Source organism: Paenibacillus nanensis (assembly GCF_003583765.1).
GTDB lineage: Bacteria > Bacillota > Bacilli > Paenibacillales > Paenibacillaceae > Pristimantibacillus > Pristimantibacillus nanensis.
Genome location: NZ_QXQA01000001.1, coordinates 240,345 through 262,661, shown reverse-complemented (window position 1 = coordinate 262,661; position 22,317 = coordinate 240,345). Strand labels below are relative to the sequence as shown.

The window sequence follows — 22,317 nt, the reverse complement described above, 5'->3', positions numbered from 1 at the left end:
CTTCTGCTCCCCATTCTATGCCGGTTAGTGGCCAAACCCGCCTTCGACTTGCTCCTCCGCGGAAGGGTCAAGCTTGCTCCTCCCCATAAAGAAGGAGACAAGAAGCGCCAGCGCCGCCGGAATGACCGCCATCGCAAACGTAAACGTGATGGAAGAGGACAGCGATTCGGTAATCACGTTCAGCACTTCCTCCGGGAAATTCGCGCGCGTCTCAGGCTTCAGCAGCTCGCGCGGGTCGCCGAAGGAAACGTCGCCCCCGCCTTGCATGCCGCTTGCGGCGAACGCGTCCGACAGCTTACCGGTAAAGCTGTTGCTCTGCAGAATGCCGAATACGGTAATCCCTACCGTCATGCCAAGCGATCGGATAAAGTTAAGCGTGGAGCTTGCCGTGCCGCGCTGACGGGCGCTGATTCCGTGAATGGCCGCATTGCTTAGAACCGAGAACGAGGCGCCGATGCCGAGGCCGATCAGAACCATATAAATCGTGACGACCAGCCGGCTTGACTCCGTTCCGAGCGTTGTGACCAGAACCGTACCCGCCACGAGCAGCACTAACGTCGGAATCATAATGTTCCGGTAAGGCAGCTTTGTCATAAGGAAGCCGCCCATCGTAGCCGTCACAACGGAGCCTACCATCATCGGCAGAAGCACGAGACCCGAGTTGGTCGCCGTCCCGCCGAGCACGCCCTGAATAAAAATCGGGATGTAGACGGACGCCACGATAAACGCTGCGCCGCTGAAAAACGCAGTCAGAATGCTGGTGGAGTAAATACGGTTTTTGAACAACCCGTACGTAATAATCGGCTCCTTCGCTTTTGTCTCCACGAACAGGAAGATGGCTAGCAGCGCCGCGCTGCCGGCGAATAAACCGATAATTTGAGCGGAATCCCATGCGAAGGTCTTGCCGCCTAGCTCCAGTCCGAACATCAGACAGACGACCGCGCCGATTAAGGTAACAGCGCCCAGCCAATCGATCGGCTGCTTGGAATGCTCCATGGACTCTTTGTAAAAGAATGCAATCATGCAGAGCGCGATAACGCCCAGCGGCAGATTAATGTAGAAAACCCACTCCCATGCGATATGGTCGGTAATATAAGCGCCAAGGAGCGGACCGAAAATACTGGACATCCCGAATACGGCGCCGAACAATCCGCCGAGCTTGCCGCGCTGCTGAACCGGCACCGCGTCGAACATGATCGTGAACGAGGTTGGAACCATCGCGCCTGCTCCGATGCCTTGCAGCGCCCTGAACAAAGCGAGCTCCGTAATGTTGGAGGCTGTGCCGCATAACGCCGAGCCGATCATAAACACGATTAGACCAAACACGAAGAACCGCTTCCGCCCGTACATGTCGGACAGCTTGCCGAAGATCGGCATCCCCGCCATCTCCGCCACCATGTAGGCGGATGTTACCCAGACGAACTTGTCGAAGCCGCCGAGCTCGGCGACGATATTGCCCATGGCGGTCGATACGATGGTATTGTCCATCGAAGCCATCAGAATCGCGAGCAGAAGTCCTGCCACGACGATGCCTATATTGTTTTTTGGTTTAACTGCTGTCAAAATTAACGCAACCTTTCTTCCTTAAATTCGATACATTCGTTAAACTCGAACCTCTGTACCTGTTTTTGCCTTCGCGTGTTTCTGAATGGTGTGGCGGTACTCCACTCTCCCGATAACGCAGCCCGGCCCGAGACTGATCTTATTGCCCCGCACCACATCGGCGCGCACATATTCGATATAGAGGTCATCCCCCTCGATCAGTTCAGCCATGAGCTCGGAACGGTGGCTCGAGCGGATTAAATCCTTCAGCGCCATCCCTCTGCTCCTGCGGATGGTTAGGCTGCCGCCCGCAATTTCTTTCGCGCGGGACGGTCCATGCATGCGGATCGTCAACTCATCCGCGTTGACCAGTCCAGGAGATTGCAGCGCGCCTCGTAGGCTGATGCGTTCCGCTTCGACGGCTTCCGAGGCGGTAAGACTACCCAATAAACGCAGCTCCTCTCCGCGGAAGCCGCTCTTCAGCAGAAGCTCGCCCGTCCCTTTCAGATTGCCGCCATGGAGCGGTCCTTCCACTTTGACGTCGCCTGTAAATGACATGCTTTTCATCGCTAAGCCGCCGCTTACCTGGGCCGTCCCTGTCAGCGCGAACAGGTCGCAAGTCACGTCGCCGGCAAACTTCGCGTCTCCCGTAATCCGGAGCCGGCCGAATCTGCCGCCAATTGTTTCTGAATCGCCTACCAGCCTTACATTTGGAAGCGCCTCAACCACCTGTTTTCTCCTCCTTCCGTACGATAGCGCCAGGATGGACGTTCAGTTCTTCTCGGTATTCCACGCGGCCGATTCGGCAGCCTTTCCCGATCGTCACCCGTCGTCCGCGCACGATGTCCGCATGGGTATGCTCCAGCAGCACGATATCGCCTTCGATCAATGCCGTCGTCAGAACAGGGTCGCTCTGCGGAACCGCCCACTTCCACAGCCAGCTCCAGCCGCTCCCCTTAAGCCGTTTGACGGTTACGGATTCCCCGCCGATCTCCTCCACTTCGCTCGCTCGGTGCGATAAGCCGATCTCGACGGAGCCGGCATTCACCATCCCCCGCAGCGAAACGACGCCGCGGATGTCAAGCTGCTCCGCCTCCACGTTTCCCTCCGCCGTCAGCATGCCGCTCATTTTGAAGGAATCCGCAACGATCGGTCCTCCGACCTTCATCATGCCGTCCAATCGCGCCGATCCTGCCCGCAATCCGCCTTCCACCTTCATCTTTCCGTCCATGGCGAGCTCAAATGCGCTCACGCTGCCTTCCACCGTAATAACGCCGTTCATTCGAGCATGCGACGCTGCCCTTACATCCCCGATAATACGGCCGACGCCATCCACCTCAACCGACGCGTAATCTCCTCCCGCGCCTTGAACGATGCCGTTCATTTTCATTTTGGGCAGCGCGTACGGCTGCCGTTCTTTTTTCTCCGTTTGTATCATAGATGAAAGTCTCCTTTACACCAGCATCCCTTTTAACTGCTCGACCTGTCCGGACATCGCAAGTCTGGCCGCAGCCTTTATACCGCCGTCAAAATAAAGCTCCGTTTCAGATTCGACAAGCGCAAACGAAGCGGCGCCCATTCGGCGGAACACGATAAGATCGCAAGGCTGCCCTTTGAACTTGGCGTAATGCTCGTTCAGCATCGCCAAAAGCGCGCCCCCTTCCTCCATTTGCAGCGTTCCAGCCCGAAGCAAGGCTTCAGCCGTTTGGAAAAACAGCATCTCCTCAAACGCATAAATCCGCTCATCGTCATCCTTTGCTGCCCATCTCTTCAGCAAGTCCGCGGACACGATGCCAAGCTTCAAAAAATCTCTTTTCCTGAGCTCAAGTCCGGCCATTTGCCCCGACAGCCTTTCCGCCAGCTCATCTAGGGACACATCATCCTTTAGGTTTAATATTTTGTCGATACGGGATAGGATCAGCTCTCTTGGAAAAAAAGTTTCCTGTCCCGTATAAGCGGACTTGCGGATGAACCACGCTTCGGGTATAAGCTGCTTGCGCTTCCATCGGTACAGCTGTCCGTAGGAAATGCCGGTCACATCGAGCAGCTCTTTTTTCGATATGAGATCCGAATCCATCGTTGCACCTCCCAGTCACGAGAGTATCGTAACATAACATTGTTACGCGTCTCATCGGTCTGAGGGCGGAGACCTTCCGAGTCTCTAGATAGCTTTGCGAGTTTTCGCAGGCTGTTCTAACATGGCACACGTTTTTATAAAAATGATGCGAAAATGCAGCATTTTGAATATTAAATGGTGGATCTCAGGGAAATTGCTGCAAAAATACATGATTATTAGCGAAACGTCCGGATATTGAAGCGGTCAGGTGAAAATTAATGCAGAATTGCAGGAATTTATTATACAGCAATTAGCAATGCGTTAAATTGTTGCAGAATCGCAGCAATTACGCGCCTGTGCCCTTAATGATGTAATTGCTCCACGAAAAAAGAAGCATGACCGGCCTCATAAGGCTGTATCATGCTTCTTATCTCCACTGCAGTGCGGCTCAATCCCTATTTCCGATGCATTTTAAACTCGAGGAACAGCTCGTTGTAATGCGACAGCATGCGCGGACCGAGGTTGTCGTATACCTCCAGACGCGCCGTCAGCTCCTCGTCCGGGTAGAAGCGTTCATCGCCGGAAATCTCCTCCGGCAGCATCGCGAGCGCTTCCTTGTTCGGCGTGGAATAGCCGACATACTCCGCGTTCTGGGCCGCCACTTCCGGATCGAGCATAAAGTTGATGAATTGATGCGCCCCTTCGAGGTTACGCGCGCTCTTCGGAATGACCATGTTATCGAACCATAGGTTCGAGCCTTCCTTCGGCACCACGTAATCGAGCTCCTCGTTCTCGTACATGATCTCCGAGGCGTCCCCGGACCAGACGAGGCCGGCTGCCGCTTCTTCGTTCGCGATGAGCATCTTAATCTCGTCGCCGACGATCGCTTTCACATTCGGCGTCAGCTTCGACAGCTTGGCGAGTGCCTCCTGCAGATGCTCCTCGTTCGTATCGTTGAGCGAATAGCCAAGGCTGTTCAACCCCATGCCCATCACTTCGCGAGCGCCGTCCAGCAGGAACACGTTATTGCGCAGGCTCGGATCCCAAAGATCGTCCCAGCTCTCGAACGTCAGGTCGCCGACCAGATCGGGATGGAACACAATGCCGACGGTTCCCCAGAAATACGGCACGGAGTAGGCGTTCTCCGGATCGAAGGACAGATTCATAAACCTTGAATCAATATGCTTTAAATTCGGCAGCTTCGAGTGATCGATCGGGAGCAGCAGGTTATCCTCTTTCATTTTGCTGATGGCATATTCGGATGGAACCGCTACGTCGAACGTCGTGCCGCCCTGCTTAATCTTCGTCATCATCGCTTCGTTCGAATCGAACGTCTGGTAGATGACCTTAATCCCCGTTTCCTCCTCGAAGCGTTCCAGCAGCTCGGGATCGATGTAATCGCCCCAATTGTAGACGGTTAGCGTGTTGTCGCCGGAATATCCTTCGCTTTCGTTCAAATACGCGGTGGCGTACATGAGGCCGAAAGCGGCGACGAACACGATCAGGAACATGCGTACAATCTGGCTCATGCGCGTCCCTCCTTCCCGGCCGGACGGCTGTTGCGGCGGTTAATGAAGTAGTAGCCGATCACCAGCAGCACCGTGAACAAGAAAATAAGCGTAGAGAGCGCGTTAATCGATAGCGACACGCCTTGGCGCGCCCGCGAGTAGATCTCGACCGACAGCGTCGAGAAGCCGTTGCCCGTTACGAAGAACGTGACCGCGAAGTCGTCGAGCGAATATGTTAACGCCATAAAAAATCCGGCAAAAATGCCCGGTTTAATATACGGCATAATGACCTTCGTCAGCACCTGCCAGGAGCTGGCGCCAAGGTCGCGCGCCGCGTCGATGAGCGAGCCGCTCATCTCCTGCAGCTTCGGCAGCACCATAATGACGACGATCGGAATGCTGAACGCGATATGCGACAGCAGCACGGACACGAAGCCAAGCTGGATGCCCGCAATCGTGAACAGGATCAGGAACGACGCCCCGATAATGACGTCCGGGCTGACGATCAGCACGTTGTTCAGCGTCAGCAGCGCGCCCTTCGGGCGGTTGCTGCGAATATAGTGAATCGCGATCGCGCCGAGCACCCCGATAATCGTTGAAATCGCCGAGGACAGCAGCGCGATCACAAAGGTGTTCAGCACGATGATCAGGAGCCGCGTATCCTGGAACACTTCTCCGTAAAACTCCCAGGTGAAGCCCTCGAAATTCCGCATCGAACCTCCGCTGTTGAAGGAGTAGAACATGAGATAGAAGATCGGCGCGTACAGGATGACGAACACGGCAATCAGATAAAGATTAGACAGCTTCCATTTACCTTTTGACAATGTCGATCAACCCTCGCTTTCGGTTCCCGGTAAGCAGCATGATCAGCGCCATCGCAATGATCAGGAACACCGCAATCGTCGCGCCCATGCCCCAGTCCTGCGTTACCAGGAAGTGCTGCTCGATCGCCGTGCCGAGCGTAATGACCCGGTTGCCCGCGATGAGCCGCGTAATCATAAACAGCGACAAGGCCGGAATAAATACAGCCATGCAGCCCGCCTTCACGCCGTCGAGCGTAAGCGGGAACACAACGCGGCGGAACGTCATCCACGGGGAAGCGCCAAGGTCGCGCGCGGCGTCGATGAGCGTCGGGTTCATTTTCTCCAAGGCATTGAATATCGGCAAAATCATGAACGGGATAAAAATATACACCGACACGAACACAAAGCTGAAGTCCGTGAACAAAATTTGCTTCGTGCCGATGCCGGTCATCTCGAGCACCGCATTAACCAAGCCGTATGTGCCGAACAAGCCGATGAACGCATACGCCTTCAGCAGCAGGTTGATCCAGCTCGGCAATATGATCAAGAGCAGCCAAAGCCCTTTATGCTTTGTTTTCGTCAGCAGATAAGCCGTCGGGTAGGCCACCAGCAGCGAAAACACGGTAATGAGCAGCGCATACCAGAAGGAGCTGAGCGTCATTTTCAAATAAACGGGCGTAAAAAACTTCTCATAGTTGCCGAAAGTAAACTGACCTTCGACATCAAAAAACGAATAATACACAATAAGCAGAATCGGCGCCGCAACGAACAGCACGATCCAGAGCACGTAAGGGACGATATACAGGTTGCGCGCTCTAACGTCCATCGCTGCCTTCACCGCCGCTTTCTTCATAAGACTCCAGCCGTCTGTCGAACTCCTCTTCCGTCTCGCCGAGACGCATGACGTGGATCGCTTCCGGCTCGAACGTCAGACCGATCTGCTCCCCGACCGTCGCTTTTTTAGTAGAGTGGACAAGCCACTCGTTGCCCGCTTCGTCGTAGCAGCTGATCTCGTAGTGCACGCCGCGGAACAGCTGCGTATCCACCTTCACCTTCAGCTTGCCGCTCTCAGGACTCGTAATCTCGAGATCCTCCGGGCGAATGACGATATCGACACTTTCCCCGTCGTTCAAGCCCTGGTCGACGCACTCAAACGTGCGGCCCGCAAATTCCACTTCGAAGTCGCGCAGCATGCGGCCCTTGACGATGTTGGACTCCCCGATGAAATCCGCCACAAACCGGTTGATCGGCTCATCATAAATGTCGGTCGGCGTGCCGGACTGCTGTATCGAACCTTCGTTCAGGACAAAGATTTCGTCCGACATCGCCAGCGCTTCCTCTTGATCGTGCGTCACAAAAATAAATGTAATCCCAAGGCGCCGCTGCAACTCGCGCAGCTCATACTGCATCTCCGTGCGAAGCTTAAGGTCAAGCGCAGACAGCGGCTCGTCCAGCAGCAAAATTTCCGGCTCGTTCACAATGGCTCTTGCAATCGCGACGCGCTGACGCTGGCCGCCGGACATTTCGGTAATTTCGCGGTTTTCATAGCCGCTCAGGTTGACGAATCGAAGCGCTTCGGTGACTTTGGCGAAAATGTCATCATGCTTCAGCCCTTTGATCCGCAGACCGAACGCCACGTTCTCGTATACGTTAAGATGCGGGAACAACGCGTAGTCTTGGAACACCGTATTGACCTGGCGTTCATTGGCCGGCACGCGGTTGATGATCTTCCCGTTGAAATAAATGTTGCCCTCCGTCGGCTCCGTGAAACCCGCAATCAGCCGTAGGATCGTTGTTTTGCCGCAGCCCGACGGCCCAAGCAGCGTGTAAAATTTGCCCCGCTCGATCTCAAAGCTAACGCTTTTAAGCACCGCAGGGTCGTTATGGTCATATTGCTTCGTCACATGCTCAAAACGGATAATTGTCGTATCCCGCATCCGGCTTGCCTCCTCTGCACCAAATAAAGAAATCAATTGGATTATACAGCATTCGCGCGAAACGGCAAGAGAAAACTTGGGACTTTTGTCCAATCTCTAATTTTTTGTCGAGATTGGGGGATGCGCGGGCGCGGGCCTGGGCGCGGCTTGTAAGCCGATTTTTGCGGCTTACTGCGCGGGCGGCGGGGCGCGGCGCGGCTTGTAAGCCGATTTTTGCGACTTACTGCTCGCTGGCCGGGCCTGGGCGCGGCTTGTAAGCCTATTTTTACGGCTTACTGCGCGTGTGCGGGGCGCGGCGCGGCTTGTAAGCCGATTATTACGGCTTACCGCTCGCTGGCAGGGCCTTGGCGCGGCTTGTAAGCCGGTTTTTGCGGCTTACTGCGCGGGTGCGGGGCGCGGCGCAGCTTGTAAGCCGATTTTTGCGGCTTGCTGCGCGGGCGGCGAGGCCTGGTGCGGCGCGGCTTGTAAGCCGATTTTTGCGGCTTACTGCGCGGGCGGCGAGGCCTGGCGCGGCTTGTAAGCCGATTTTTACGGCTTACTGCGCGGGCGGCGGGGCTCGGCGCGGCTTGTAAGCCGATTTTTGCGGCTTACTGTGCGGGCGCGGGTCGCGGCGCGGCTTGTAAGCCGATTTTTACGGCTTACTGCGCGGGCGGCGAGGCCTGGCGCGGCTTGTAAGCCGATTATTACGGCTTACCGCTCGCTGGCAGGGCCTTGGCGCGGCTTGTAAGCCGATTTTTACGGCTTACTGCGCAGGCGCGGGGCGCGGCGCGGCTTGTAAGCCGATTTTTGCGGCTTATAACGCAAAAAAAAGCGCCGCTTTACGCGGCGCCCCCACTTATACAGCTGCCATATCGTCGTTGCTCTCTCCGCGTCCCTTGCGGTGGCTGATGATGAAGTACGTCAGCGACAGAACCGCGAACGCGGCGGCGTAGACCGCCAGCAAACCAACGTCGTTCCACATGCGGCTTAGTTCGCCGCTCGAGATTACATCTCTCAGGCCCGCGACCGAATACGTCATCGGCAGCCAAGGCGACACATGCTGCAGCCAGCCTGGAGTCAGCTCGCCCGGGAATGTGCCCGAAGAGCTTGTGAGCTGCAGAATGAGTATGATTACAGCTATAAAACGTCCCGGATTGCCCATTGTTGCAACAAGGAAATGAATAATCATCATATACGTAATACTTGTCGCAATCGAGAACATTATAAACAACGGGATATTTTGAACGTTCAGCTTCAAAATATAGAGAAGCGCGGCGTCCGCGATCAGTGCTTGAATGGTGCCAATCGCCATAAGCGTCAGCGCCTTGCTCCAGAACCAGCTCCATCCGTTCGCAGGGCGAACAGCCGGTTCTTTTACCGAATAAACAATTGTAAGCAGCATGGCGCCTACATACAAGCCGAGGGACAGGAAGTACGGCGCAAGCCCCGTACCGTAGTTCGGCACATCCGTAATCGGGTCCACGTCAAGCTCAATCGGCTCGGCGAACATGCTCACCATATCATCGGTCAGGGATAGATCAGACGATTCCGAGGAAGCGTCGCTCAGCTTTGTCGACAGCTCTAGCGAACCGTCTTGAAGCTTGGTAAGACCGGATGCCATCTCCGTAGCGCCATCCTTCAGCTGCTTTGTTCCCGAAGTCATAGAGTCGACGGAAGCCTTCAGCTTGCCCAGTCCCGACGATAGCTCAGACGAACCGCCGGCCAGCTTTGTAATGCCCTCAGTTAACGATTCAGCCCCCGTCTTCGCTTCTTCCAGCTTTGTATTAAATGTACCTGCTCCTGCAGATAATCCTTCTAGTCCGGATTTCAGCTCTGCAGCGCCAGCAAGCAGCTGCTCTTGCCCGGCGGCCGATTGCTCCATTCCGATGGCTAAGCCTTTGCTGGCTTCAACCAAGGCTTGAAAGTTAGGGTCTTCCGCCAATGCCGGGTTTTTCGCCGCTAAGCCTTGAAGTCCAGCGGACAGCGACGCTGCGCCGTCCTTCAATTCAGCTGCTCCCGCTGCCGACGCCGTCAAGCCGTCTGTCAGACTCGAAGCGCCTTCTTTGGCGCTTGAAGCGCCCTGGGCCAGTTGACTGCTTGCGTCAGCAAGCTGCCCCATGCCTCCGGCAAGTGTTTCAGCGCCGGCTTGCAGCTCTGCACTGCCGCTTTGCAACTGCTTGCCCGCATCATTGAGCTTCGTTACACCTTCCTGCAGCGAGACTGTACCGCTAGCCAGCTTCCGCAAATTTTGCTCGAGCAGATCAGCGCCATCCTTTGCTTTTGCTGCTCCATCGGCGATCTCACCGGCTCCGTCGCTCGCCTGCACAATGCCGTCAGCGGCTGACTCCAGCTTATCGAATACGGTCCTTGTATAAGCCTCGGTTACTTCTTGGTTCAGCAAGCTTTTCATTTGTTCAACAGCATTGCTGCCGATCTGCGAGGCTAGAAAGTTCGAGCTTTTATTCGGCAGAAATACCAGCTTAGCCCGCTCCGGTTGGTCGGAGGTAAGAGAAGCTGTCTTTTCCGAAAAATCCTCCGGTATCTCAATAGCCATATAATATTTGTTATCCTTCATGCCTTGCATCGCTTCTTCTTCGGTCACGAAGGCCCAGTCAAATTTCGGCTCTTCCTTTAACTGTTCCACGAAATCTTGCCCGATATGCATTTGTTCATCTTGAAACACGGTACCTTCATCCGAGTTAACGACGGCTACCGGAAGCTTCTCAAGGTTGCCGTACGGGTCCCAGAACGCGCCGAGAAACATGGATGAATACATAACCGGGATAGTCAACACGCCGATTATGGGAATAAGCAGTTTTTTGTTTCGGCCGATTGCTGACAGCTCTTTGCCGAATTGTTTTATGCCTTTCAGTTTCATTGAGGATCTCCGCTCCTTATTGCAGTTATTTTAATGTTATCTTCGGTTATCGTACGAAATGACCACTTTGATCATTCGGTCAGTTCGCCCAGAAAAAAAGGCCCTGCTATACAGGCGCCAATCCCTGCTCCATATAAAACCGTAAATAGCCCGCGACCTGCCTCTTTTCCAACGGCTGATGCGTTTTCTTCCACTCCACCGCAAGCGCCATATACATTTTTAGCATAATAAAGGCTGTCATTTCCGGCTCACAAGGCTTAATCTCGCCCTTCTTAATCGCCTGGGTAACCTGCCCCGCAATATAACCGACGACTGCGCGCTCCATCTGCTGAAGTCCTTCGAGCGCCATTGGCGTTCCGATCTCCCGCATCTCCTGGGACAGCTTGAGCGCAAGCTCGTGCTCCTCCTGGAAGTCAAGCAAATGCTCAAGCACAACGCTCAAATTATCGAAAAATAACCGGCCCGGATCAATGGCTTCCTCTGCGATCCGCTTCATTTCGGAAATCATCCGGTTCATAATTTCCTGGAACAGCTCTTCCTTGTTCGTAAAAAACGTATAAATCGTTCCTTTTCCTACATTCGCGATCTTTGCGACTCCGTCCATTGTTGTCGCCTTGTAGCCAAACATGGAAAAGGACTTGGCCGCCGCGTCGATGATCTGTTTGCGCCGATCGATAATGGGTAACACCCCCTTGCTTTGACAAGTTTGACCGATTGACCAAAAAACCGATTCGGTCATTTCGTTGATGGTCCTATCTTATCAAAATCTTTACAGCCTTTCAATAGGAAAGTGATAATGATCACTTTCGCCATTTTCGCAAAGATGACTTTGTCCGCCAACAAGAGATATAATAGATGTACATTCGGCAAAAGACCGATCAACCAACCTAAAAGGAGTGTTCGCACATGCCATACAGAGAAATTACAACCGCACAGGAATGGGAGGACGCTTATCAGCGCTCAGACGAACGTCCTGTCGTCGTTTTTAAGCACAGCACGACTTGTCCCGTCAGCGCCAATGCTTATGAAGAATTCAACAATTACTTGAACGGAAGCCCGCGCGAAGACATTGATTACCTGTTGGTTAAAGTGATCGAGTCTCGCCCGGTTTCTAACCAAATCGCGGAAGACACCGGCGTTAAGCACGAGTCCCCTCAAATTATTTTCATCGACAAAAAAGCAAAGGTTTGGACCGCCTCGCATTGGTCCGTAACGAAAGCTCATATTAGCGCAGTGTTGGATTAATCTGACTGTGAGCAGAGACGGCTTCAAAAGCGCAATTGTCGCATTGGAGCCGTCTTTTTTTCTAGCTCAGCCACTGCCCCTGCAACGGCAAAAACCGCCATTACAGTCCCCCACACGCCACTTCCATCTCTGCAACGGTGAAAAACACCATTACAGCCCACACTCGCGCCACTCCCGCCCCTGCAACGGTAAAAAACACCATTACAGCCCCGGCATACGCCACTTCCACCCATGCAACGGCGAAAAACGCCATTACAGCTCCCTCACACGCCACTTCCACCTCTGCAACGGCGAAAAACGCCATTACAGCTCCCCCACACGCCACCTCCATCCCTGCAACGGTAAAAAACACCATTACAGCCCCCACTTGCGCCACTTCCATATCCCCGCAACGGCAAAAAACACCGCTGCAGCTCCTCACACTCGGCATCCACACCCACCCTCAGTCCCCATCCCTAATGCCTAAGCAAGACCTACACCCTCAGCCTCACGCCTGCGAAAAAGTAACTAGCAGTATGGACCACCCTATGCTTCAGGCTCTACTTGCAGTAGGCCTGTCCTGCTGGAAAAGGTTGCTTCATTCAGCCCATTCTAAAGAACGAACGGATGTGGTTATCTAGAGAATGTCGGAATATATCGATTTGGGAGGACATCGAATTCATGAAACGTTGGTTAGGACTCATCATTACCATCACGATGATAGGAGCGTCGGTTTCGCTTCCTTCGACCTTCGAACGCGCAGCGGCGGCTGCTCCAAGCGCAGGATTTTCAGATACAAAAGGGCATTGGGCGGAAGCCACGATTAAAGACATGGTTAATAGAGGCATCCTGGACGGTTACGCCGATGGGACTTTTCGCCCGGAAGAGCCGGTTAAGATCGATCAGTTCGTCAAAATGCTTATCCTGTCCTACTCCGATTTGCACCCTAACGGCACTCGCAGCTGGAACAGCGCTTTTCTAGCCTCGTTGAGTCTCGAGAACCAGACGATCCTGCAGCAGGATTATCGTTATTTCTCGTTCGAGCCTAGCGCATCCGGCTACTGGGCCAAAGAATTTATCGATATCGCCAGCGATCTGCACTTCATCAATAAAAGCCGCTACACGGACTTCCAAGCGGATATGACACGCGAAAATGTTGCCGAGGTCATCTACTACACGCTTCAAGAAACGGAGTTTCTGGAGGACAGCGTCTTCGGCCAAAAGATGGCGCAAGCATACGGCGATATTAACAGCGCGACGGAACGGGAGCAGCGCTTCATCGCCGAAGCTCTCGTAAAGGGGATTATGGAAGGGTTCCCGAACGGCTTTTTCGGCGTTGGGCAAAAGGTCACCCGGGCTCAAGCTCTCATCATCCTCGAGCGACTGACCCATAAGAGCAAACGCATCGCGGTCAACGTGTCCCCGGACAAGCTGGAGCGCGTCGTTCCGACGGCAGGCGGGGGCAGCAAAATTATTGTGTTCCCCGACAAGCGGATGTGGGACGCCTATGAATCGCTTCTAACGGTAGGCGCGTTAAGAGGCGCCAATCACGACGTGTTCGACACCACGTTAAGACTCTACAAAGATCAAGCCGAGAAGGAAAGCGTGCAGAACCAAAGCAGCGCGGCGAGCTCCACGGCGGTTAATGAAGAAGCTTCGATCTGGCTGGATCCGCAATACAACACATACGGTATTACGATCAGGCTTCGGGAAGGCACACTGGCGCGCAATAAGGAAGTCATCGAGCAATTCGCGAACGGGCTGTTCGGCTACAATGCTTCCGAATTCAAGCAATTGTTCAGCGACGTATGCGCAAAGGTGGAGGGCGGCCAGATCGTCAGCAAAACCTATGCCGAAATCGGCAATGATACGGTGACCCTGCTGATCGACAGCAAACAGAAGCAAGTCATCTTCTCTATCGCTCCAAAAAAATAAGAACGGCACAGAAGCGATAAAGAGCCGGCGCATCCCGCATGCGCCGGCTCTTTCACTATTTACAAGGTCGTTTTGGCTTTGAAGCATTTCAGTCGGTACCTGCGTCCATACCTGCTGCCATAATCGATTATTTTGCGAATCATCGTCTGATCCTGTAAAATCGCGAACGGACAATGATCCGGCGTCGTATTCACTTCCAAAATCCATGGATGGTGATTGCGGTCAATCGCGACATCGAGTCCGATCTCCTTCAGTCTCGGATAACGGCGGCGAAGACGCTTCATCGTGTTGACGCCGATTTGGTCGATCGTCCTGAGCAGCTTGACCCGTTGAAGCGGTGAAGTCGAAATCCCCAGCACCTGCTCTGCCGGAAGGATGGTGCCCCCTTGGCTGCCGTTTGTTACGATTTTGCCAGGGTGGGCTACCCTTGCTACAGTCCCCGTGGCTTCCAATCCGCCGGAAGGAGACTGCTGCACGACAACCCGCAAATCATAGCTTCTTCCTTCATATCCAAGCGCATGAATGCCTTGCTGCACGAGATAGCTTTTGCCCAGCGTGTCCTGTTTGACGGCGCGGTAAAGCGCGTCAAAGCTTTTAAACGACCGCCTTCTCCCCCCAAGCTGGTACGAATACGTACCGCCCGCTCTTTTCTCCACCCGCATCACGCCGCGCCCGAGTGAACCGAACGTCGGCTTTACGTAAACCATCCTGTAGCGCTGCAGCATGCTGCGAAACGTACTCTGGTTGAATCTCCGGGTTACGGGAATAAACGAGCGCAGACCTTTATCTTGAAGCATAACATTGGTTTTGGCCCACTTGTCGGCAATGCGGTAGACCTTTCTGCTAGATTTCACGTTAAGCTTAGGCATAAAATAATGAACTCCCTTCTCGCCTGCTTGGGGCGCAGGCGGAATTTTGCTCCGCTATTGTTTCTACTGATAGACTCTTGTCTCTGTTAATCTCGTTCTAGTATTACTATACGAAAAAATCAAAAAATCGCTTTAGGCCGCTGTCGTCATAACCGAACCAATATCTCCCAAAAACATATGCTTAAAGTAACGGCAATCGGGATGGTTGAACCGTTAAAACCGGAGGAGGGAGCATCTATGCGCGACAATAAAATGCGTCTTCTGACCGAGCAGCTGCGGCTCATCACCCGGTTGCATCCATGGTACAAAGACTTGTTAGAGCCCTCTAGCATTACCCTTGACGATCAGCACGACTCTCCCTCTTCTCTTCTTGAGAGGCTTCCACTGCTAGGCGCGGAGAAGCTCGAGAAATATTACTATGCGCAATCCCCCCGCACGGAGTTCGGCTTATCGGTTTACAGAACCTCCGGGACATCCACGGGCATTCGCAAAGCGATCTACTATTCCGCGGAAGATGACTTCCGCTACATGGAGGCCAAAAGAAAAAGCTATCTCGCGTGGCTGGGCGAGCGGCATACCCTCACTAAAGCGATGGCCGATCTCGGCACGGGTCATGCGGCAAGCACGGCGCTGTCTATTTTTGCAAGCATGGGGCTGCAAGCCGAGGCGATTCCGTTCACAGCTCCCATTGAAGAACACTTGAGCAGCATCAGACATTTTCAGCCCCAGCTTCTCTATACCATGCCTTCGATTCTTGAAGCGATCGCCGATGCGGCTTCAGACCCGCCCTCTTTAGGTCTTCGCAAAATCATCCTGGTCGGCGAGCTCGCCTCGTCCGAATGGCAGCGAAGGATGGCCGCGCGCTTCGGGCTCGCGCCTGCCGATATTCTGGATACCTACGGCTCCATCGAAGTCGGCGCGATCGCGGCCTTCGATCACGAGCTGGGGCGCTATGTGCTTGCGGACGGCCTCATCGGCGAGTCTCTCCCCGCAGAGCAGCTCGGCGAAGGGTTTCAGCCGCTTGGCGAAGAGGAAGGCGTACTGGTGTTGACCTCTTTTGAACGGAGCCTCTTCCCCGTCATTCGTTACGTCACGTATGATGTCGTCCGCGACTTTCGGACGGTTCACAAAGACGGCAAGCCGCTGCAGACGTTTCGCTGCTTGACGAAGCGGATCGGACACGAGCTGAAGCACGGCGAAAAAATAAGCCTATACGATATCGAAGAGGTGGTCAGCAAGCATCTGCCGCATGCCGCCCTTCGCGTGATGGTGCGCGATAACAAATTGAAGCTATATATCGCGGGAGAAGGCTGGCGTGAGGACACAGCAACGGCCATACAGACGGATGTAGAGAGGAAAATCGAGGAGATCGGACAGATGATTCAAAACCGTCTTCTGCAAGGTATCGAGGTCATTCCAACCGGCAAGCGCGAGGATTTGCCCAGCGGAACAGTAAAATCAAAGAGGCTGTATACATGAGAGAGCCTGGCATAATTTCAAAAAACAGCTGGTTAAGCCAAATCGGCAAAACGCCGCTTGTCCCCCTGCAGACACTGTTTGCGAATGACCGCGGCGTCCGGGTGTACGGGAAGCTGGAGCTGATGAATCCGACCGGAAGCGCAAAGGACCGCCCTGCGCTCCGCATGATCAGCCGCGCCTGGGAGGAGGGAAAAATCGGGCCAGGATCGGCCGTCATTGAATCCAGCTCCGGCAATATGGCGATCAGCCTATCGGCCATCTGCTCCTACCTGGGCATGACGTTCACCAGCGTGATCGATCCTAAAACAACCTCGCAAAATATCGCCATCATGAAAGCTTACGGCGCGGCCGTCTCACGCGTCGAAACGCCGGATCCGGCGACCGGCGAATTTCTTCCCGCCCGGCTGGAGCGCGTCCGCCAGCTGCTGGATGCCACTCCGGGCAGCTTCTGGCCGAACCAATACGGCAACGAGCATAACTACTTGGCCCACTACGAAGGGACGATGCCCGAAATTGCGGACGCGCTTGATCAAGTCGACTATGTGATCGGCGGCGTCAGCACATGCGGCACGATGCTCGGGTGCGCCAAATATGCCCGGGATCACGGGCTTGTCACAAAAATCGTAGCGGTCGATGCGGCCGGCAGCGTTATTCTGGGCGGCGAAAAAGGGCCTCGGCGTTTCCCGGGACTTGGAGCAGGCATCGTGCCGCCGTTTGCGGCTAACCGTTTCATGGATATCGCGATGAACGTGACGGACGAGGAGATGGCTCTCGGCTGCAGGCGGCTAGCCGCCTCCGAGTCGATTCTCGCGGGCCCCTCTTCCGGCGCAGGGATTGCCGCATTGAAAAACGTATTCGACCGCATCCCAGACGGTTCAATCTGCGTCGTTATTCTTCATGACCGAGGCGAACGGTATATGGACACGGTGTTTAATGATGATTGGATGATCGAGCAATTCGGCAGAACACGGTAACGGAGAGGGGAAGCAAGCTTGCGCTATTTGGGGGACAGTCACATCCAGGAGATCGGTTTTCATTGGGAGGCGTTAGCGGCGGTGATCCAGAGGGCTCTCGAAGCGATGGAGCATGGAGACTGCGCGCAGCCGCTTAAGCCGTACCTGCGTTACGGCGATACGCGCAATCGGATCATCGCGATGCCCGCTTATGTCGGCGGCGAAATCCGGATGGCCGGGCTGAAGTGGATCGCCAGCTTTCCGGGCAATATCGAAGCTGGACTGCCCAGGGCTCACAGCGTCACCATTTTGAATGACGCCGCAACCGGCGTTCCGGCCGCTATGCTGAACAGCCCCGCCGTCAGCGGGGCGAGAACCGCCGCAGTCAGCGGGCTGCTGCTGAAGCAATGGCTGAGCAGCCGCCCCGCATCCGAGCGCGCTCATAGAATCGGCATTATCGGCTGGGGGCCGATCGGCCGCTTCCATTTCGACATGTGCAGCAAATGGTTCGGCGATTGTATCGAAAAGCTGTACGTCTACGATATCCGGGGCGTGGACTTTCGCCTGGCTCCTTCGGCAAACGAGCCTTCGGCAATCCAGACGGTCGCCGCGAGCAGCTGGGAAGAGCTGTATGCCGCATGTAACGTCATTATCAATTGCACAGTCAGCCAAGAGAGATACATTGGGCTCCCGCCGTCTCCCGGAACGCTGCTGCTTGATGTTTCGCTTCGCGACTTCAAGCTGGAGGCCATTCAAGGGATCAAGGCTGTCATCGTAGACGATTGGACGGAGGTGTGCCGGGAGAACACCGATATCGAGCTGCTCCATCGCGAATCGGGACTGCAGCAGGATGCTGTCATGACACTGGAAGAAGTCGTCCTCCGAGACGCGCTGAAGCGCATCGATACTGTGAAGGATCCCGTTCTGTTCTGCCCCATGGGCATGGCTGTATTTGACGTTGCGGTTGCGGACTGGTTTTACAGAAAAAGCTTGGAGCTCGGCATTGGCGCTACTCTGGACTAAGCCAGGTTAGATTTTCCTGAGGCGGTTATGGTAAAATATTTCATAGGCGTCCAGCCTCCCGTCGAGGCAGCGCCGCTTACCATGAACTTCTCAGGAGGATTTTTTGCTATGCGTAAAATTCGTTCAAAATCAACCTTCGGGGCGCTTGCGCTCCTATTCTTAGTGCTCACAATGATGACGGCTTGCGGCGTCGATCAAGGCAAACCGGGCTCCGGCGGAAGCGCGGGGCAAGAGCAAGGCGGCGGCAGCACAGCCTCCCCCTCCCCTTCCCCGTCTCCGTCGCCATCGCCTTCGCCTGCGGAAGCGGACGGGCCTGAGCTGCTTGGTTCGGACAAGCATCCTCTCGTCACCATCGAGCTGAGCAATGACCAGGTCATTAAGGTCGAGCTTTATCCGGAGGTTGCGCCGAACACCGTCAATAACTTCATTTCTTTGATCGATCAAGGCTTCTATGACGGTCTAATTTTCCATCGCGTCATCCCGGGCTTTATGATCCAGGGCGGCGACCCCGAGGGAACCGGAATGGGCGGCCCCGGCTACTCGATTCCGGGCGAGTTCAGCGCCAACGGCTTCGAGAATAAGCTGAAGCATACGAAAGGCGTCATTTCGATGGCACGCTCGAATGATCCGGATTCCGCGGGCTCCCAGTTCTTCATCATGGCAGCCGACGCTCCTCACCTGGATACCCAATACGCGGCGTTCGGCGCCGTCACCGAAGGCCTCGAGGCCGTTGACGTGATTGTGAACCAAGAGCGTGACGCCAGCGATCGGCCTCTTGAGCCGATCTCGATGAAGAAGGTTACCGTCGATAAAAAAGGAATGACCTTCGAGCAGCCGGAAAAGACGCCTTAACTCGCGCTATATGACCGCAATGTGCTCCCCTAGCTGACAGGCACGCATCAAGCCTGTATGCTGAGGGGAGCTTTTTTCATATCGAGGACACTCTTTTTAAAGCGCGCACGCCTCAATCTCGAACCCCAGGTCTTCAATCATTTGATGATCGTACGCCGCCTCTTGTCCCGGCGTCGTCAAATAATCGCCGACGAATATCGAGTTGGCCGCGTAAAGCGACAGCGGCTGCAGCGAACGAAGACTCGCTTCGCGTCCGCCGGAGACGCGGATTTCTTTGGCCGGGCAGATGAACCGGAAGAGCGCGAGCACCTTGAGCGCCTTCATCGCCGGCGTTCGGGCCGAACCGCCAAGCGGCGTTCCGGGTATGGGAGTCAGGAAGTTAATCGGAACCGAATCCGCGTCGAGCTCGCGCAGCGCATAGGCCATCTCCACAATCTCCCGATCGGTCTCTCCCATGCCGATAATGATGCCGGAGCAAGGCGACATGCCGGCCGCTCTGCTTCTCTGCACGGTCTCTACCCTCTGATCGTAGGTATGCGTCGTCGTAATGGACGGGTAGTTCTCCCTGCTTGTATTCAGGTTGTGATTGTAACGATGCACGCCCGCTTCGGCGAGCTTCTCCGCTTGTCCGTCCTTCAAAATGCCAAGGCAGGCGCATATTTTGAGCGGCATAGTCGCCCGAATCTCCCGAACGGCCTCCGCCACTTGCTGAAGCTCCTTATCCGTCGGTCCTTTTCCCGCAGCTACAATGCAATACGTACCGGCTTTGCGCTCCATCGCTTCGCGGGCGCCCGCGAGCAGCGACTCCTTGTCGAGAAGCGTATATTTGCTCACCGGAGCCGTCGAGACAATCGACTGCGAGCAATATCCGCAGTCTTCCGGACAGAGGCCGCTCTTTGCATTGATGATCATATTCAGCTTTACTTTTTTGCCATAATAACGCTTCCGCACCTCAAAGGCGGCGTGCATCAGCGGCAGCACTTCGTCATCAGGCGCCTCAAGCACAGCCAGTCCTTCCTCGGGCGTCAGCTGGTCGCCGTTCAATGCTTTGCGCGCCAGCGCTTTCCATTCGACTGCTTGAAGTGTCAAATCCAACGCTTCACTCCCCTATTCGTATGAATTGTTAACTTAAATTAAGAAGTAAAAGGTTAACAATAAAAACACGTTCATTCTATCAGACAATGGTATTCTCTGTAAAGAATAAAGCGGCCTCCGTCCGACAGCTTTCAGACGAAGACCGCTTTTTTTATCATCATATCCGTACGTCTTTAAACAACAGGTCTTAACGGGGCCATGCGGTACATCAGCATGCGCACCGCCTCGAAGTTCGGCCGCAGCACCAAATCATCCAGATAGGCCGACACAAAGCTGAAGGGCCTTCTCGCCCGGTTAAGCTGCCTGATGATGTCGCCCGCCGTGCCGATTCCGATACCGTGCCCGAAATAAAGATTGTCATCGAGCATGATGACATTTTCCCCTTGCCACTCCGGCGTGGACGGATGATGGTCCGGATTGCGGAAATACAGCACGTCGCCCGCATATACTTCGTTCAAGTTATGGCTCGTTGTTAATTGAAGATCCCTATCCGTCTGCCAGTCTCTTAGGAATAGCCCCTGAAAGTGCCGGTTGAACGCCGCCTCGCCGATTGACTCCAGCACGGCTTTATACAGCATAATAATAATAGCCCCCGCACATTCGAATGCGTACATTTGACCCTGGTTGAAAATATCGCTTACCGCCACGGCGGGCGGAACGCCCGGACGAAGCAGAAATCCGCCGTCAGGCGTACGAATCCAGAACTGCGGGTTGGCCCGGGATCTGCTAAAGGTTGCGAAACGGACCCCGCTCGAGTATAACGCTCTCGCCGCCTGCACAATATTCGTGCGCAGTTTCAGCTCAAAAACAAGCGCGTCAAGGTCGGGATACCAATACGTAACGGGACTGTTCATCTTCCTCCGTAATGTTTTCCTCTCCAGCTCCGTCAGCATGCCTGGCGAAATCTGCACAGGGCTGCCATTCGCGATTACAATCACGTGCTTTCCCCCAAACGTCTTGATGTCATTGGGTTATTGTACGTGGGTAAGCGCCGATTGGTGCAGGCCGCTAAGCCGAATAGACGGGAAGCAGGCCCGCTTCGATCAATCCGTTGCGAATGCCTTGCTCGTCTACATGCGTCGTGACGAAATCGGCATAAGGAAGCAGCTCCGGGTTCGAGTTGCCCATTGCGACGCCAAAGCCGACGTACGCGAGCATTTCTTTATCGTTCAGCCCGTCCCCGAAAGCAACGGCATCGGAAGCGGTATACCCCAGCTTCTCGAGCATAGCTGCAATCCCCCTCGCTTTCGAGCCGCCGGCAGGCAGCACATCCATCGCGTAAGGATGCCAGCGGATCAGCGTAAAGTCCGTTTTCAACGCTTCATAGAGCGGTTCATCTTTGCTTTCGCAGTGCAGGAACACCTGGAAGATGTCAGCCGTTCTCCAAAAATCAGGGTTGTAGGCCGGGAGCTCCACCTTCAGCGATAATACCGATTCTGTTATAAAAGGATGCTCTTCGCGGTCCGCGCAGAAGGTATGCTCGCCTTCGAATACTAAGCCATGGCCGTGCCGGGCCGCAAGGGCAACCAGCTTCTCCAAGGCGTTTTTTTCAATCGTATGCTTATAAAGCGGCTCGCCCTTGTAAACGACATAACCGCCGTTAAGGCAAACAAACGACTCAATGCCTAGCCGCTCAGCCAGCGGTTTAATGAAATAAGGCGCCCGGCCCGTAGCGATTACAGGCTCGACGCCCCTCTCTTTCAATTCCCGAATCGCGGCGACGGTATCCGCCGGAATTTCCTTCTCTTCGTTCACCAGCGTTCCGTCAATATCGAAAAACACGATTTTGTAGCTCATGGCGACACTCCTATCCTTCTCTTTTTATATAAGTATAAGAGATTGATAGGCATAGGGCTAGTATCGTTACCAGCCGAGATTGAGCGTTCTCCCGGTTTCAGAGCTTGTCCGATTATTCGGCAGTCATCCGCGAAAGCTGCAGCGTCTGTTCAGCCATGTTGGGGTAAGTCCCAAATGGGTAATTCAGCTCTACCGGCTGCAGAACGCCGCGGAGTCTCTAGACAAAGGGATTCATGAGGACCTACAAATCCTTATCCTCCCCCCGTTGACTCCTTCCCCTTGGCTGATGTATAGTAATGGAAACGAATGTTCGGATCAGCGGGAAGCACCCGCAGGGCAAGACGATTATCGTCTGCCTTGCGGGTGCTTTTTTGCGTTATCCGTCCT

Annotated in this window: 22 protein-coding genes; 7 read left to right on the top strand and 15 right to left on the bottom strand. The window is 54.6% G+C overall.

All coding sequences use genetic code 11. The annotated features are described in order from the left end of the window. Window positions 1-24 precede the first annotated feature (24 nt). From D3P08_RS01165 to D3P08_RS01130, 8 genes are all read right to left on the bottom strand, one after another. The gene (locus D3P08_RS01165; RefSeq protein ID WP_420819009.1) at window positions 25-1,566 is read right to left on the bottom strand and encodes an MFS transporter; all 1,542 of its coding nucleotides are present in this window, start codon (window positions 1,564-1,566) and stop codon (window positions 25-27) included. Between the two features lie 36 nt (window positions 1,567-1,602). Continuing rightward, on the bottom strand, window positions 1,603-2,271 hold the full coding sequence (locus D3P08_RS01160; RefSeq protein WP_119597593.1) for a hypothetical protein: 669 nt from the start codon (window positions 2,269-2,271) through the stop codon (window positions 1,603-1,605). Continuing rightward, window positions 2,264-2,980 carry a hypothetical protein gene (locus tag D3P08_RS01155; RefSeq protein ID WP_119597592.1) on the bottom strand — a complete coding sequence of 239 codons (717 nt, stop codon included), beginning with the start codon at window positions 2,978-2,980 and terminating at the stop codon, window positions 2,264-2,266. Before D3P08_RS01155 ends, D3P08_RS01160 begins: the two co-directional genes overlap by 8 nt. A 15-nt stretch (window positions 2,981-2,995) precedes the next feature. After that, a complete protein-coding gene (locus D3P08_RS01150) occupies window positions 2,996-3,619 on the bottom strand; it encodes a YhbD family protein (RefSeq protein ID WP_119597591.1) in 624 nt (207 codons plus the stop codon). Between the two features lie 434 nt (window positions 3,620-4,053). Next, window positions 4,054-5,127 carry an ABC transporter substrate-binding protein gene (locus D3P08_RS01145; RefSeq protein ID WP_119597590.1) on the bottom strand — a complete coding sequence of 358 codons (1,074 nt, stop codon included), beginning with the start codon at window positions 5,125-5,127 and terminating at the stop codon, window positions 4,054-4,056. After that, window positions 5,124-5,930, bottom strand: coding sequence for an ABC transporter permease (locus tag D3P08_RS01140; RefSeq protein ID WP_119597589.1), 807 nt, complete (start codon window positions 5,928-5,930; stop codon window positions 5,124-5,126). The genes D3P08_RS01145 and D3P08_RS01140 overlap by 4 nt, the downstream gene beginning before the upstream one ends. Beyond that, window positions 5,917-6,735 (bottom strand): ABC transporter permease, encoded by an 819-nt coding sequence (locus D3P08_RS01135; RefSeq protein WP_119597981.1) that lies wholly within the window; start codon window positions 6,733-6,735, stop codon window positions 5,917-5,919. The genes D3P08_RS01140 and D3P08_RS01135 overlap by 14 nt, the downstream gene beginning before the upstream one ends. After that, on the bottom strand, window positions 6,725-7,846 hold the full coding sequence (locus tag D3P08_RS01130) for an ABC transporter ATP-binding protein (protein WP_119597588.1): 1,122 nt from the start codon (window positions 7,844-7,846) through the stop codon (window positions 6,725-6,727). The genes D3P08_RS01135 and D3P08_RS01130 overlap by 11 nt, the downstream gene beginning before the upstream one ends. Window positions 7,847-8,129: 283 nt before the next feature. On the opposite strand from D3P08_RS01130, the gene D3P08_RS27050 reads away from it, so the two are divergent. Beyond that, window positions 8,130-8,366: a hypothetical protein gene (locus D3P08_RS27050; protein ID WP_147381758.1), complete on the top strand. Its 237-nt coding sequence runs from the start codon at window positions 8,130-8,132 to the stop codon at window positions 8,364-8,366. A 315-nt stretch (window positions 8,367-8,681) separates the two neighbouring features. On the opposite strand, the gene D3P08_RS01125 is transcribed toward D3P08_RS27050, so the two are convergent. After that, window positions 8,682-10,703, bottom strand: a complete 2,022-nt coding sequence (locus tag D3P08_RS01125) for a YhgE/Pip family protein (RefSeq protein WP_119597587.1) — start codon at window positions 10,701-10,703, stop codon at window positions 8,682-8,684. Between the two features lie 106 nt (window positions 10,704-10,809). Beyond that, window positions 10,810-11,391: a TetR/AcrR family transcriptional regulator gene (locus D3P08_RS01120; RefSeq protein ID WP_276311092.1), complete on the bottom strand. Its 582-nt coding sequence runs from the start codon at window positions 11,389-11,391 to the stop codon at window positions 10,810-10,812. A 218-nt stretch (window positions 11,392-11,609) separates the two neighbouring features. Between D3P08_RS01120 and ytxJ the strand changes: the two genes are divergently transcribed. Continuing rightward, window positions 11,610-11,948: a bacillithiol system redox-active protein YtxJ gene (ytxJ, locus tag D3P08_RS01115; RefSeq protein WP_119597585.1), complete on the top strand. Its 339-nt coding sequence runs from the start codon at window positions 11,610-11,612 to the stop codon at window positions 11,946-11,948. Window positions 11,949-12,048: 100 nt separating this feature from the next. Here the strand turns inward: ytxJ and D3P08_RS01110 are convergent, their stop codons facing one another. After that, on the bottom strand, window positions 12,049-12,324 hold the full coding sequence (locus D3P08_RS01110; protein ID WP_147381757.1) for a hypothetical protein: 276 nt from the start codon (window positions 12,322-12,324) through the stop codon (window positions 12,049-12,051). A 284-nt stretch (window positions 12,325-12,608) separates the two neighbouring features. Between D3P08_RS01110 and D3P08_RS01105 the strand changes: the two genes are divergently transcribed. Then, window positions 12,609-13,862, top strand: a complete 1,254-nt coding sequence (locus D3P08_RS01105) for an S-layer homology domain-containing protein (RefSeq protein ID WP_162848322.1) — start codon at window positions 12,609-12,611, stop codon at window positions 13,860-13,862. A gap of 59 nt (window positions 13,863-13,921) precedes the next feature. Here the strand turns inward: D3P08_RS01105 and D3P08_RS01100 are convergent, their stop codons facing one another. After that, window positions 13,922-14,731 carry a YheC/YheD family protein gene (locus D3P08_RS01100; RefSeq protein WP_119597582.1) on the bottom strand — a complete coding sequence of 270 codons (810 nt, stop codon included), beginning with the start codon at window positions 14,729-14,731 and terminating at the stop codon, window positions 13,922-13,924. A 237-nt stretch (window positions 14,732-14,968) separates the two neighbouring features. On the opposite strand from D3P08_RS01100, the gene D3P08_RS01095 reads away from it, so the two are divergent. The 4 genes from D3P08_RS01095 to D3P08_RS01080 all read left to right on the top strand — a co-directional run bounded on the left by D3P08_RS01095 (window position 14,969) and on the right by D3P08_RS01080 (window position 19,038). After that, window positions 14,969-16,210 carry an AMP-binding protein gene (locus D3P08_RS01095; protein ID WP_240647184.1) on the top strand — a complete coding sequence of 414 codons (1,242 nt, stop codon included), beginning with the start codon at window positions 14,969-14,971 and terminating at the stop codon, window positions 16,208-16,210. Then, window positions 16,207-17,184, top strand: coding sequence for a 2,3-diaminopropionate biosynthesis protein SbnA (gene sbnA / locus D3P08_RS01090; protein WP_119597581.1), 978 nt, complete (start codon window positions 16,207-16,209; stop codon window positions 17,182-17,184). Before D3P08_RS01095 ends, sbnA begins: the two co-directional genes overlap by 4 nt. Before the next feature lie 18 nt (window positions 17,185-17,202). After that, complete coding sequence (locus D3P08_RS01085) at window positions 17,203-18,186, top strand: 2,3-diaminopropionate biosynthesis protein SbnB (RefSeq protein WP_119597580.1); 984 nt, start codon at window positions 17,203-17,205, stop codon at window positions 18,184-18,186. Window positions 18,187-18,294: 108 nt separating this feature from the next. Beyond that, window positions 18,295-19,038 carry a peptidylprolyl isomerase gene (locus tag D3P08_RS01080; protein ID WP_119597579.1) on the top strand — a complete coding sequence of 248 codons (744 nt, stop codon included), beginning with the start codon at window positions 18,295-18,297 and terminating at the stop codon, window positions 19,036-19,038. Between the two features lie 96 nt (window positions 19,039-19,134). Here the strand turns inward: D3P08_RS01080 and bioB are convergent, their stop codons facing one another. The 3 genes from bioB to D3P08_RS01065 all read right to left on the bottom strand — a co-directional run bounded on the left by bioB (window position 19,135) and on the right by D3P08_RS01065 (window position 21,930). Beyond that, window positions 19,135-20,127, bottom strand: coding sequence for a biotin synthase BioB (bioB, locus tag D3P08_RS01075; RefSeq protein WP_240647246.1), 993 nt, complete (start codon window positions 20,125-20,127; stop codon window positions 19,135-19,137). Window positions 20,128-20,306: 179 nt separating this feature from the next. Beyond that, the gene (locus D3P08_RS01070; protein ID WP_240647182.1) at window positions 20,307-21,071 is read right to left on the bottom strand and encodes a protein-glutamine gamma-glutamyltransferase; all 765 of its coding nucleotides are present in this window, start codon (window positions 21,069-21,071) and stop codon (window positions 20,307-20,309) included. 70 nt (window positions 21,072-21,141) lie between these two features. Next, on the bottom strand, window positions 21,142-21,930 hold the full coding sequence (locus tag D3P08_RS01065; protein WP_119597577.1) for a Cof-type HAD-IIB family hydrolase: 789 nt from the start codon (window positions 21,928-21,930) through the stop codon (window positions 21,142-21,144). Window positions 21,931-22,317 lie beyond the last annotated feature (387 nt).